This is a genomic window from Pararhizobium capsulatum DSM 1112, from assembly GCF_030814475.1.
In the GTDB taxonomy this organism is placed as follows: Bacteria; Pseudomonadota; Alphaproteobacteria; order Rhizobiales; family Rhizobiaceae; genus Pararhizobium; species Pararhizobium capsulatum.
The window spans coordinates 3,013,629-3,025,736 of record NZ_JAUSVF010000001.1 but is presented as its reverse complement, the minus strand read 5'-3'; the positions used below and the strand labels follow the sequence as shown (position 1 = coordinate 3,025,736).

The following is a 12,108-nucleotide window of genomic DNA, read 5'->3' as shown; positions in this document are numbered from 1 at the left end:
TATGCTGATCATGCATTTTTGAATGGGGTTTGCGTCATGATGGAATGGAGCGACATCCGTCTTTTTCTTGCGATCGCGAGGGAGGGAACGTTGGGTGCGGCCGCGAGGAAGTTGGGCCTGACGCAGCCAACAATGGGAAGACGACTAAAGACCCTTGAGGCCGCAGTCGGCCACGTGCTGTTCCAGCGCACACCGGACGGTTTTGTGCTGACAGATGAGGGCACCGTCGTGATGGGGCACGCGGAACGGATGGAGGAGGAGGCGCTGGCACTACAGCGCCAGCTTGCAGGCACCGAGAACACGTTGTCCGGATCCTTGCGGATCTCGTGCTCTGACTGGTTCGGCATTCATATTCTCGCCCCCATCCTTGCAGATTTCAGGCGTGTGCATACCAACGTAATCGTCGAGGTTCTCACGGATTCCAGGCTTCTGAACCTTGCGCGTCGCGAAGCGGATCTGGTCTTCCGCATCAAGCCCTTCACGGAGCCGGAAGTCATCTCGCGCAAGTTGCTTCACATTCCCTATGGCCTGTATGTAGCCAAAGGATCGGACGACCCTTCGCCTGGCACTGGAAAAGGATTCAGTATGGTCATCATGGACGAGGCTTTTGGTGGCATGCCCGACGTCGCCTGGCTCAAGGACCGGTTCCCGGATGCGAAGATATCTATGCGAAGCAACAATCGGGACGTTCAGGCAAGGTTATGCGCGAGTGGTGCAGGGATGGCGGTTCTTCCTAGGCCGTTGGGTGACTCGATGGACGTCTTGAAACGGGTTGAAGTGCCGAATCCTCCTCCGGGAAGGGACACCTGGTTGGGATATCACCAGGATCTTCGACGACTACCGCGGCTACGAGCCCTTACTCAGTTTGTTGGTGAACAAGCACAAACGATGCAGCGGCGATATGGCGAATTCAGCTCACTCGTTATTCGATAGACCAGTGCGTCGGATATGTGCGCTCGATTCTTAGAGCGACTACCCCAAATTATCCGCCAGAAAACCTCCGAGCGATTTTGCCTCCTTGGTCAAACTTGCCCGACCTTTCACCAGTGCCATTTCAGACGCCGGCTGATCGTCGAAGCCATCCTCGGGGCCTAGTTGACGATGTTCGGAAAGCACCGCATCGGATGGCAGCAGACTGATCCCAAGGCCCGAAGCGACCGCTGCCTGCACACCCATCAAGCCTTGGCTCGTATAGGCGATCCTCCAACGGCGACCGCTTTGCTCGATCGCGCGGATGGCCCGATCCCGATAGATGCATCCCAAGGGGAACACCGCAAGCGGCACGGGATCGGCCTCGAGGGAACGCGTGGCGCATTGTACCCAAACCAGTTTTTCCTTCCAACTGGCGAGACATTGCCCGTTACCCGGCTCGCGCTTGATCAGCGCGAGGTCAATTTCGCCCGCGTCCAATTGACGTCGAAGCTCTGTGCTCCAGCCGCTGACGGTGTCGAGTCTGATATGGGGCGATGCCGCAGAAAATCCCGACAAGAGATCAATCAGGCGTCGCCCGGCAAAATCCTCCGGCACTCCAAGGCGCACGGTTCGGGGCGCCAAAGGTTTCCGCATGACTTCGGCGGCTTCCGCGGCGGTCGCGAGTATCCTGCGGGCATAGCTCAGCAGCAATTCCCCGGCCTCAGTCGTCTCGACGGTTCCGGACGATTTGTCACGACGCAGCAGCACAGAACCGATGTTGAGCTCAAGCTTCTTGATCTGCTGGCTCACCGTCGATTGCGTCAGGTGCACCCGCTCGGCTGCCTTGGTGAAGCCGCCGCAATCGACGACCGCGGCAAAGGTTTTCAATAGTTCCAGATCGAAGCCAAAGCTCATTTGCGTTCTCGATTGATGACATGATGAGATTTAATTTTCCAATGATCCGCATAGTTGTCAAGATGTGGGAAACACAGGAGATGAGACATGACATTGTCTGGCACTAAACCGACATGGCTGACCTTTGATTGCTATGGAACCCTGATCCAGTGGGACGAAGGGCTGATAGCGGCGATGGACAGGATACTGTCCGCGAAGGGCGGCGATATCGATCAGCAAACCTTCATCGCAGTCTACGACCGACATGAACATGCACTGGAAGAGGAGCGTCCTCACCGAACCTTTGCCGAAGTGAGCGCCCTTGCTCTGGAAAGGGCGATGGTCGAATTCGGTCTTCCGTTTGACATCGCTGATGCCGAGATCCTGACGTCATCCATTGGCAAGATGCCGCCGTTTCCGGAGGTCGTGGCAACATTGGAAAAGCTGAAGGCTGCGGGTTTCCGCCTCGCCATCATCTCGAATACGGACGACGCCATCATCGCGGGAAATGTCGCCCAGCTTGGCAGTTCAATCGACCGCGTCATCACGGCTGAGCAGGCTGGTGCCTACAAGCCCTCGAGCCAGACTTTTCATCATGCCTGGAAAAGCCTCGGTGTTGAGATGAAAGATCTGGTGCACATCTGCGCCAGCCCCCACCTGGATCTCGCCGCAGCGCGTGAGCTTGGATTTCGCACCGTTTGGGTTGACCGTGGCACGGGCCGCAAACCACTCTCTGACTACAAGCCGAATGCAATCGTCCCGACGCTCGACAAGGTGCCCTCCATCCTTTCTGCGGCAGGCTGGATGTAAACCCAAGGAGACACGAATGGCGCATGAGCTGAATATCCAGAAGGCGAGCCACACTCCTCGTCACAATCTCCCGCTCGATAGCGACGAGATATGGCAGGCAAGGGTCGATCTTGCTGCCTGCCTTCGCATGGCTGCTCGCCTGGGCCTTGAAGAGGGAATCTGCAATCATTTCTCGGCCGTTGTGCCCGGCTACCCCGACCTCTTCATCGTCAACCGCCTCGGCTGGGCGTTTCAGGAGGCTACCGCTTCATCACTGCTGATCTGCGACTTCCAAGGCAACGTGGTCGCAGGCGATGGCGTGCCGGAGGCGACCGCCTTCTACATTCATGCGCGGCTGCACAAGATGTCGCCGCGGGTGGGCGCTGCCTTTCATACCCATATGCCGAATGCGACAGCGCTTAGCATGGTGGAAGGCGAGCCACTGGTCTGGGCAGGGCAGACGGCGCTCAAGTTCTACGGTCGTGTCGCGGTGGATGAAAACTACAACGGTCTCGCGCTCGACGAGAGCGAGGGCGACAGGATCGCCTCCGTCCTCGGGGACAAGGATATCCTGTTCATGAAGAACCATGGCGTCATGGTCTGTGCACCCAACATTGCCGAAGCCTGGGACGATCTCTACTATCTCGAACGTGCGGCCGAAGTTCAGTTGAAGGCGATGGGTTCCGGCCGCAGGCTCGTGCCGGTTTTGCCGGAAGTCGCGGCCGCAGCGGCAAGGCAGATGCGGGAAGGCGACCCGGAAAGCGCCCGGTTGCATCTGGAAAGCATCCGGCGGGTACTCGATCGGCAGGCTCCGGAATACCGCGATTGAGCGGATAAGAAACGGAATTTGAAAGCTCTTTGGCCATTGTGGGCCAGAGGGCAGGGGCTCGCGGCCAATTCGGTAGCTCGCGCTGCGGCCGTTTCGGATGGTAATATCGACGACCACTCGTCCTTTAAAGTGCCCATTCCGATCAAGCCGACCCATCATTCCGAGGTGAGTTCGCTCCCAGATACTTGGATGATCTCGCCTCCTTGAGGCTCCGGAGGATGCGAATGCCCCAATCCAAAGCTCTACTTGTCCGCATCCTCGGAAGCACGGTTCTTGAGCGTCTCCCTGCGTCTCCCCTGGGACACAATCCTGCGCCCGACCTTTGCCGGCTCGAAGCCCACACGTGATAGTGCCTGGCCAAAAGTCTCGTGGCCGTCCGGCGCTTCTTCAAGCGGCCCGACGTCGTCGGTTTCGGTGGTTTTATCTTTACCGCCTCGTGGCATGCCGGGCTCCATTTCGAGCAGTCGTTAGACACGTGAAGCACGGCCGTTGGCCCAGGCTAGGAGATACCTGCACGCGAAGCGGCATCGGGAAAGCTCATTGTTGCCGCCTTGCTTGCTCGCGCGCCTTTCGCAATCCCTCGACAACCCGTTCCAACCTTCGGATCGAACCACCGGTCCAGACTTTCGCCAAGGCGTCCAATTCGAATCCTTCGAGTGGCTTGGCCCAGCGCGGATCGTAACCCGCATCGATGTACAACCGCTCCAGTATACGCGGGGCGAGCGTCGGCAATTGATCGGCTCCCGGGGTGGGAAAGCGAAGGATTCGGCACCTGTCGCGCAAGGCTCCCGGGATCGGCTCAATCGAGTTCGCGGTCATCATCCAAGACACGTGCGACAGATCGCATGGGGCCTGAATGTAGGGATCATGCCAGCAGCGCGATGTCACCGGTTCGTACAGGCCGATCAACACGTCGTGCACATTGCCATTGTTGCGACTGGTGCCGATCTTATCGATCTCGTCGAGAATTATAATCGGTCCGGCGCACCGGTGGCGACGCACGGCCATGATCGCGAGGCTTGGTTCGCCCGATGACCACCTCCGGGCGGTCCCGCCGATGGCGCTATCGCTCAGGCCGCCACAAGATATGACTTCAAAGGGCGCGCCGAGTTCCTTACTCAATCGTTTGGCAAACTCAGTCTTGCCGCTTCCGGGCGCACCAAGCAGGATCATTGGTCTCAGGTAGACATTGGCCCGGCCATCAAGGCCCTCCAGCACATTGTCAATAACCGTCACTGCATAGGGAAATTCCGCGATCAGCCGCGCGCGAACTTCGCTCAATTGAGGCATGCCGGGCAAAGGCAACGCACGCTGTTTGAACTTTTCGAATTCCTTGGCTACTCGCTTCCCTTCGGCCGTCGTATCATTACCGACGCCGTTGATAACGACGACACCGTTAGTCGGTCGCGTCCGGTGCTCTAAGGGCTCTTCTTCCCAGGTCGGGATTGAAAAGCCGGCATCACTTGAATCCTTGGGTTCAGACCCATCGAACATTGTTGACGTGATCGCATTCTTGAAGTGGTCCTCGTAGGTCCGCACTTCCATCTCAAACCACTCTGCGGAACGCTGAATAGAGACACCCGCCCGTTGCCGCGCGTGGAGTGCACGGGATTGTGCTGCCCAACTGAGCGAACGCCACAGTAGGTGGAGACTCTCCGCAGCAGTGAGCTTCTCAGAAGCTAGATGGGCGATCTCCCCGGCGATCAACGCCGTAGCTTGGCCATCCCCGAAGAACGCCCGGTAGAATCTGCATCGCAGGCGGCACTCATCGAACGGCAATCCATGGGCATCATCGATGAGATCGAGAGCGGCCTCCACCGCAAGCACGGCGTCGCTACTGGGGTGCAATGCTAGCTCATCCAGGCCGGTGGCGAGGAGCGCAAGCCTAGTCCGCTTCCGCTTTTTAAGTAGACCCGACAGACGTTCGGAATATTCGCGGATGTCTTCGGCCAAGTCTTCGCGGAAGAAGGCCATCCCTAGGAGCAGCTCCTCGGCGGTCGGTAAGTGCAATCCGGCGATTGCCGCCTGCTGCCGACGTTGGAAGTGGCGATCTTGTGGTGGCAGTTTATCTGTCACGGGACACCTATTTGAATCCTAGTCAAGCATTGGTGCGAAGTCGTGGCCGCTCTCGGCCCGGCTTCATGCTTTTCCAGTTTCGGCCGGACGCCCCAGGCGGTACCAACGGTTGATCGTACGCGCGATGCCGACCTCCGTGTCCATGTAAATGAGCTGACTGGTCATGATTTCACGACTGTCTCCCAGAGATGGATGTCCAAAGACGTATCCCGAGAGGCAGGCCGTCCTGCGTGAATACATCTGATGGGCTTCGAGGATGGGAGCGGTGTGGAGTGACAGTGTGTGGGTGATTCCAGCCTCAACCGAGCGTAAATCGGCGGACAATCTCTGTGCATCTTCTGCGCTCAAATAGGCGAACTTCATGGGATTGCCCTCTCATGTTGATTCGCGGCTTCCAAGAACCACGAAAAATTAGCGGCTTTGTCGCTTCTATTAGCGAATATATCGCTACTTTTCGCGATTCTATCGCTATTGTCAACATTTGTTTGCGAACCGGGGCTTTTGATGACACCAAGGCAGCATGAGGCCGCCATCACGAATGCTTGCTGTCGCTCGACTTGTCCTTGGTCAAACTCAGGCCGAGGTGGCTGAGGATTCCGGCATCAGTCCACGCACGATCTACATGATCGAAAAGGGGGCAGCCGGGATCGCAAGCGTTGAAAAACTGGTCCGCCACTACGGCAAGCGCGGCGTGATCTTTCTCGCGCCTAGTGGGACGGAAGGCTGGGGTATCCGTGCCAGCTTTGTAGCCGGATGTTATGATGATGAACGGCCAGAGTGATCGACTGCCAGTGTTGCTGAGGTCGGGCGCTCAAAGCCCCTTCCTTCGGTCGGGGTCCAAGTCGGCTTCGCCGCAAATGACGGCCTATCGGCCGGCTTCTTAAGTTCTTTTTGACGACAAGACCTCGTCCGCTGCGAAGTTGGGCTCCGCTCCTCGGCCTTGTCTTCTAAGCGGAATGCGTGCTGTTCGATCGCCTAGGGGCGATCTGCACGCATGCTTTATTCTGAGGAAGAGTTGGCTCATCGACTAACTGGCGCGGGTTGTCTGTATAACGCCCCCGGGTCCAATAGGCTTATTTCACCGACCGTTTATTGCCATAGCCGCCCGAAGACGGCATCTGTCATATAGGTCCTTCCGACCTTCGAGGAAAGGGGCGTAAGCGAAAAAGCGGCCGAATTTTCAAGGCCACTGCCATCGGCGGTTTTCACCTTGACTTGCTCGTAAAGCGTGAAAAAACGCAAGGTGCGCCCTGCATCAAGGCAGGGATACTGGTCGAACAAGTCAAAGAGAGTGAGGAAACACCATGACCGATTATCTCGCAGACGTTCAGAAATATGACAGCGGCGCCGATGAAGCGGTGGTCGGAAAGATCGTGAAGCATCTCGGCATCGCACTCCGCAACCGTGACTCCTCACTCGTTTCTGCGTCAGACCAGAAAGAACTCGACCGCGTCAAGGAAAGCTGGTGCGGCAAGAAGCTGGGCGTTACCGGACCCGATGCAGATGCTGCCGTTGACGCCGTTGCCAAGGCCATGGCCGGCGACAGCTCGAAGTCCCGCGTGACCTTCTACTATCTTGTGGCCAAGCATCTCGACAAGCTGGCCACGCTTTAAGGCGCCGCGGTCATCTCCGGAACGGCTTCTGGGGATGGCCATCCTTTATGATTGGTTCTGACGAGCGTTACGCCTATTTTAGCGCGTTCAAGGAATCGACGGCGGACCTCATGAAACAATATCTCGACCTTCTCAGCCATGTGATGGAGCACGGTTCCGACCGCGGCGACCGGACGGGCACCGGCACGCGCTCGGTCTTCGGCTACCAGATGCGCTTCGATCTTTCGAAGGGCTTTCCGGTGACGACGACCAAGAAGCTGCACCTGCGCTCGATCATCCATGAACTTCTCTGGTTCCTGAAGGGTGACACCAATATCGGCTACCTGAAGGACCATGGCGTGACCATCTGGGACGAGTGGGCCGATGAGAACGGCGAGCTCGGGCCGGTCTATGGCTATCAATGGCGCTCATGGCCAACTCCGGACGGGCGTCATCTCGACCAGATCGCGGCGCTCGTTGACAGCATTCGCCGCAACCCGACTTCGCGCCGGCATATCGTCACCGCCTGGAACCCGGCGCTGGTCGACGAGATGGCGCTGCCGCCATGTCACTGCCTGTTCCAGTTTTACGTCGCCGATGGCAAGCTATCCTGCCAGCTCTACCAGCGCTCGGCCGATATCTTCCTCGGCGTGCCCTTTAATATTGCGTCCTACGCGCTGCTGACGATGATGGTGGCGCAGGTTTGCGATCTGGTACCGGGTGATTTCGTGCATACGCTGGCGGATGCGCATATCTACAAGAACCATTTCGAGCAGGCCGAGCTGCAGCTGACGCGCACGCCGAAGGCCTTGCCGAAGATGGAAATCAATCCGAATGTGAAGGACCTCTTTTCCTTTGTTTTCGAGGACTTTAAGCTGGTCGGCTATGAAGCTGATTCAACGATCAAGGCACCGATTGCGGTTTGAGGGGCGGCGGCGGCTGACAAGCCGGCCTACGGGCTGGAGGGTACCCGCGAACCCGGAGCCGGAAGCCCCCTCATCCGGCGCTCCGCGCCACCTTCTCCCCGTTGGGGAGAAGAGGCAACAGGCCGCAATTTCAATGATGGCCCCGGCTATCGAAGGGAGGAAACATGCTGACATTGTTTCACGCGCCGATGTCGCGCTCGTCGCGCATGCTCTGGCTGCTGGAGGAGCTTGGGGCCGAGTATGAGGTGCAGTATGTGAGCATCCGCCGCCGTGATGGATCGGGTGGGCCGGATGAGGCCAATCCGCATCCGCACAAACAGGTGCCGGCGCTGCTGCATGACAAGACGCTGATTACGGAGTCGTCCGCGATCGCGCTCTATCTGACCGATCTTTTTACGGAATCTCCGCTCGGGCGCCCGATCGGACATGCCGAGCGCGGACCGTATCTCTCCTGGCTTGCCTATTATTCGGGTGTCATCGAACCGATGGCGACGATGAATTTTACGGGGCTTACCGCCTCGAACCCCCACCTTGCCCAGGGGTATGAGGACATGTGCTTCCATGTCATCGGTACGCTGACGCAGCAACCCTATCTGCTGGGCGACCATATAAGTGCTGCTGATATTCTGCTTGGCAGCGCGCTTGGCTGGATGCGGCGGTTGCTCCCGGAAAACGAAGCGATCGATCGCTACGCGGCGACCGTCAATGCGCGGCCGGCGCTGGCCCGTGCCCGCGAAATCGATAGCAAGCCGGATGGGTTTCATGACTGATGTTATTCGCGATGTGCCGGTCGAGATCGTCGTTGCTGTGGCAGAGAACGGGGTCATCGGTCACGAGGGCGATCTGCCGTGGCGGTTGCCAACCGACCTGAAGCGCTTCAAGACGCTGACGATGGGAAAGCCGATCGTCATGGGGCGCAAGACCTGGGTTTCGCTTGGCCGTCCGTTGCCGGGACGTCCGAACATCGTTGTGACCCGTGACGCGGCTTTTACAGCGGAAGGTGCCATTGTCGTCAACACCGTGGATGCGGCCTTGGCGACGGCTCAGGAGCTGGCACGGGAAACGGGCGTATCGGCGGTGTCGATCATCGGCGGTGGCGAGATCTACCGGCAGACGATCGACCGAACGGATACGCTTTACGTGACGGAGGTTGCGGCCGAAGTCGACGGCGACACGCGCTTTCCTGATATCGATCCCGAACTGTTCGAGAAAGTCTCCGAGGAGCCGATTCCGCAGGGCGAAAAGGACAGTCACGCAATGAATCTGGTCGTCTGGCAGCGAAAGAGCGCTCTCCGCTAACTATTTTCGGCGTTTTACGGTGAACTTGGAGACGCCGCGTTGAAAGCGGTTCTTCAGATACCTATAACGGGAAAACCTCGCCCTGCAGGCAATCCTGCGGGCGCGACGGCATGGCAGTTTCAACGGAAGAGGTATTGATGCCCTGGAGCAATCAGAATGGCGGCGGCGGAGGCCCTTGGGGCGGCGGCGGCGGCGGCAACAAGGGGCCTTGGGGCCAGGGGCCGAACCGCCCCCGTGGCGGCGGCGGTGGCCGCGGCAATGGCGGTCCGCCGGACCTTGAAGAGATGTTCAGGCGCGGGCAGGATCAGCTGAAGGGCGTCGTGCCCGGTGGCTTCAATGGCGGCGTGGCCGTCATCATCGGCCTGCTGATCGTCGGCTTCTTCCTTATCAATTCGATCTATACCGTGCAGCCGGACGAACGCGGCGTCGAAATGCGTTTCGGCAAGCCGAAAGACGAAATCTCGATGCCGGGTCTGCACTATCATTTCTGGCCGTTTGAAACGGTCGAAATGGTCAAGATCACCGAGCAGCAGCAGAACATCGGCAGCCGTTCGGGTGTCGGCGACCAGGCTGGATCCGGCCTGATGCTGTCGGGCGACCAGAACATCGTCAACGTGCAGTTCTCGGTTCTCTTCTCGGTTACTGATCCGAAGGCTTTCCTTTTCAACGTTGAAAATCCGGCTGAAACGCTGCAGCAGGTTTCCGAAAGCGCCATGCGCGAAGTCGTTGGCCGCCGTCCGGCCCAGGACATTTTCCGTGACAATCGTCAGGCAATCGCAGCCGACGTGAAAACCACGATTCAGGCGACGATGGATACCTACGGCGCCGGCATTTCGGTCAACACGGTTGCGATCGAGGATGCGGCTCCGCCGCGCGAAGTCGCAGACGCGTTCGACGAAGTGCAGCGTGCAGAGCAGGACGAAGACCGTTTCGTCGAAGAATCCAACCAGTATTCGAACCAGGTCCTTGGCCAGGCTCGTGGTCAGGCAGCGCAGATCCGCGAAGAAGCGGCCGCCTACAAGGACCGCGTCGTCAAGGAAGCCCAGGGTGAGGCACAGCGCTTCATCTCGGTCTACGATGCCTATGCGCAGTCGCCCGAAGTTACCCGCAAGCGGCTCTATCTCGAAGCGATGCAGGATGTGCTTGGCAAGTCCAAGAAGGTCATTCTCGATGAGAAGAATGGCCAGGGCGTGCTGCCCTACCTTCCGCTGAATGAGATCAACAGGCCTGCGCCGACGGGAGGGGCACAGTAATGACCAATCGCCTTCCCTATATTCTCATCGGCCTCGCTGTTCTGCTGATGGTTGCCTATTCCTCGATCTTCGTGGTCAATGCACGCCAGCAGGCAATCGTTGTTCGCTTCGGTCAGATCAAGGACGTCAAGGCCGAGCCAGGCCTGTACTTCAAGCTGCCTTTTGCCTTCATGGATGCCGACCGTGTCCAGTATGTCGAGAAGCAGGCCCTGCGCTTCGATCTGGATAACATCCGCGTGCAGGTTTCCGGCGGCAAGTTCTACGAAGTCGACGCTTTCGTCGTTTATCGGATCGCCGATGCCCGCCGCTTCCGCGAAACGGTCTCGGGCGATCGCGAATCGGCAGAATCACGCCTTCGCACTCGTCTCGATGCCTCGCTGCGCCGCGTTTACGGTTTGCGTGGGTTTGAATCGGCTCTCTCGGAAGAACGTGCCTCGATGATGCGCGAAGTGCGCGCCGACCTGAAGACCGACGCTGAATCGCTCGGCCTCAATATCGAGGACGTTCGCATTCGCCGCACCGACCTGACGCAGGAAGTTTCGCAACAGACCTTCGACCGCATGAAGGCCGAGCGTCTTGCCGAGGCTGAACTGATCCGCGCCCGCGGTAAGGAAGAAAGCCAGCGCCGTCGCGCTATCGCCGACCGTCAGGTTGTCGAGTTCGTGGCGGAAGCGCAGCGTGATTCGGAAATCCTACGCGGTGAAGGCGAAGCCGAGCGGACCAAGGTGTTTGCCGATGCTTTTGCCCGCGATCCGCAGTTCTTCGAGTTCTACCGGTCGATGAACGCCTATCAGGCGGCGATCGGCAGCCCGGACACGACGCTGGTCCTGTCGCCCGATTCGGAGTTCTTCCGCTATTTCAATAGCTCGGAAGGTTCCCCGACAGCGATGACGGTGGCACCCGCACCTGCGGCTGCGACCGGGAACTGAAAGAGGTCATGACCGATTTTCTTATGGGAATCGCGTTCTTTCTGATCATTGAGGGGCTGGTGTACGCACTGGCCCCTCTTGTTTTGGTGGAAATGGCGAAGCGTTTGTCGCATATACCGGAGCAGCAGCTTCGGCTGTTCGGCCTTGTGTCGGTTGCAGCCGGCGTGGGGGTCGTATGGATCATGCGAGGATAGAGAATGTCACGGAAATTGCTCATTCGCCTTGTGGACGCCGAGTATGCGATCACGCGGCTTACTATCGGTTCTCAACTGCCGGACTGGCTGCCGGGTGCCGGCTTCTGGGCCGTGTCCAGTTCGCGCGAAGAAATGACACTGGTCTGCCGAGCGGCGCGTATCCCTTCGAGCGTGCAGTCTTCGCTGGGGTGGCGTTGCCTGCGCATCGAGCAGCATTTCGCCTTCGACGTACCGGGCGTACTCGAATCGGTGCTGACCCCGCTGGCTGCAGCCGGCGTCGGCATTTTTGCCAATTCGACCTTCAGCACAGACTATATCTTCATCAGCGGTTCCAGCCTCGACACGGCCGTGGAAGCGCTGAAGGCCCATGGCCACGAGATCATGAGCTGAGCATCAGCCCCAGCGCGTGGTTGCG

16 protein-coding genes are annotated in these 12,108 nt (G+C 58.8%); 12 read left to right on the top strand and 4 right to left on the bottom strand.

The window, feature by feature from the left end; genetic code table 11:
• Positions 1 to 39 precede the first annotated feature (39 nt).
• Positions 40 to 933: a LysR family transcriptional regulator gene (locus QO002_RS14790; protein WP_307233418.1), complete on the top strand. Its 894-nt coding sequence runs from the start codon at positions 40 to 42 to the stop codon at positions 931 to 933.
• Positions 934 to 972: 39 nt separating this feature from the next.
• Here QO002_RS14790 and QO002_RS14785 read toward each other — a convergent pair whose 3' ends face one another.
• On the bottom strand, positions 973 to 1,827 hold the full coding sequence (locus tag QO002_RS14785) for a LysR family transcriptional regulator (protein WP_307230949.1): 855 nt from the start codon (positions 1,825 to 1,827) through the stop codon (positions 973 to 975).
• An 87-nt stretch (positions 1,828 to 1,914) separates the two neighbouring features.
• Here QO002_RS14785 and QO002_RS14780 point away from each other — a divergent pair, with 87 nt between their 5' ends.
• The gene (locus QO002_RS14780; RefSeq protein ID WP_307230946.1) at positions 1,915 to 2,616 is read left to right on the top strand and encodes a haloacid dehalogenase type II; all 702 of its coding nucleotides are present in this window, start codon (positions 1,915 to 1,917) and stop codon (positions 2,614 to 2,616) included.
• Positions 2,617 to 2,632: 16 nt separating this feature from the next.
• Complete coding sequence (locus QO002_RS14775; RefSeq protein ID WP_307230944.1) at positions 2,633 to 3,424, top strand: aldolase; 792 nt, start codon at positions 2,633 to 2,635, stop codon at positions 3,422 to 3,424.
• A 242-nt stretch (positions 3,425 to 3,666) separates the two neighbouring features.
• Here the strand turns inward: QO002_RS14775 and QO002_RS14770 are convergent, their stop codons facing one another.
• The 3 genes from QO002_RS14770 to QO002_RS14760 all read right to left on the bottom strand — a co-directional run bounded on the left by QO002_RS14770 (position 3,667) and on the right by QO002_RS14760 (position 5,863).
• Positions 3,667 to 3,867 carry a hypothetical protein gene (locus QO002_RS14770; protein WP_307230941.1) on the bottom strand — a complete coding sequence of 67 codons (201 nt, stop codon included), beginning with the start codon at positions 3,865 to 3,867 and terminating at the stop codon, positions 3,667 to 3,669.
• Between the two features lie 94 nt (positions 3,868 to 3,961).
• Positions 3,962 to 5,500 carry an AAA family ATPase gene (locus QO002_RS14765; protein WP_307230939.1) on the bottom strand — a complete coding sequence of 513 codons (1,539 nt, stop codon included), beginning with the start codon at positions 5,498 to 5,500 and terminating at the stop codon, positions 3,962 to 3,964.
• Between the two features lie 63 nt (positions 5,501 to 5,563).
• Positions 5,564 to 5,863: a DUF6634 family protein gene (locus tag QO002_RS14760; protein ID WP_307230937.1), complete on the bottom strand. Its 300-nt coding sequence runs from the start codon at positions 5,861 to 5,863 to the stop codon at positions 5,564 to 5,566.
• A 175-nt stretch (positions 5,864 to 6,038) separates the two neighbouring features.
• On the opposite strand from QO002_RS14760, the gene QO002_RS14755 reads away from it, so the two are divergent.
• From QO002_RS14755 to QO002_RS14715, 9 genes are all read left to right on the top strand, one after another.
• Positions 6,039 to 6,281 carry a helix-turn-helix transcriptional regulator gene (locus tag QO002_RS14755; protein WP_307230935.1) on the top strand — a complete coding sequence of 81 codons (243 nt, stop codon included), beginning with the start codon at positions 6,039 to 6,041 and terminating at the stop codon, positions 6,279 to 6,281.
• 523 nt (positions 6,282 to 6,804) lie between these two features.
• Entirely contained in the window at positions 6,805 to 7,113 is a 309-nt protein-coding gene (locus tag QO002_RS14750) for a DUF2853 family protein (RefSeq protein WP_307230933.1), read from the top strand.
• A 110-nt stretch (positions 7,114 to 7,223) separates the two neighbouring features.
• The gene (locus QO002_RS14745; RefSeq protein WP_307233416.1) at positions 7,224 to 8,018 is read left to right on the top strand and encodes a thymidylate synthase; all 795 of its coding nucleotides are present in this window, start codon (positions 7,224 to 7,226) and stop codon (positions 8,016 to 8,018) included.
• Between the two features lie 164 nt (positions 8,019 to 8,182).
• Positions 8,183 to 8,788 (top strand): glutathione S-transferase family protein, encoded by a 606-nt coding sequence (locus tag QO002_RS14740; RefSeq protein ID WP_307230931.1) that lies wholly within the window; start codon positions 8,183 to 8,185, stop codon positions 8,786 to 8,788.
• Positions 8,781 to 9,317, top strand: a complete 537-nt coding sequence (locus tag QO002_RS14735) for a dihydrofolate reductase (RefSeq protein WP_307230929.1) — start codon at positions 8,781 to 8,783, stop codon at positions 9,315 to 9,317. The genes QO002_RS14740 and QO002_RS14735 overlap by 8 nt, the downstream gene beginning before the upstream one ends.
• A gap of 137 nt (positions 9,318 to 9,454) precedes the next feature.
• Entirely contained in the window at positions 9,455 to 10,570 is a 1,116-nt protein-coding gene (gene hflK, locus QO002_RS14730) for an FtsH protease activity modulator HflK (RefSeq protein ID WP_307233414.1), read from the top strand.
• The gene (hflC, locus tag QO002_RS14725) at positions 10,570 to 11,499 is read left to right on the top strand and encodes a protease modulator HflC (protein ID WP_307230927.1); all 930 of its coding nucleotides are present in this window, start codon (positions 10,570 to 10,572) and stop codon (positions 11,497 to 11,499) included. Before hflK ends, hflC begins: the two co-directional genes overlap by 1 nt.
• A gap of 8 nt (positions 11,500 to 11,507) precedes the next feature.
• Positions 11,508 to 11,693, top strand: coding sequence for a DUF2065 domain-containing protein (locus QO002_RS14720; protein WP_307230925.1), 186 nt, complete (start codon positions 11,508 to 11,510; stop codon positions 11,691 to 11,693).
• Between the two features lie 3 nt (positions 11,694 to 11,696).
• Positions 11,697 to 12,083, top strand: coding sequence for an ACT domain-containing protein (locus QO002_RS14715; RefSeq protein WP_307230923.1), 387 nt, complete (start codon positions 11,697 to 11,699; stop codon positions 12,081 to 12,083).
• Positions 12,084 to 12,108 lie beyond the last annotated feature (25 nt).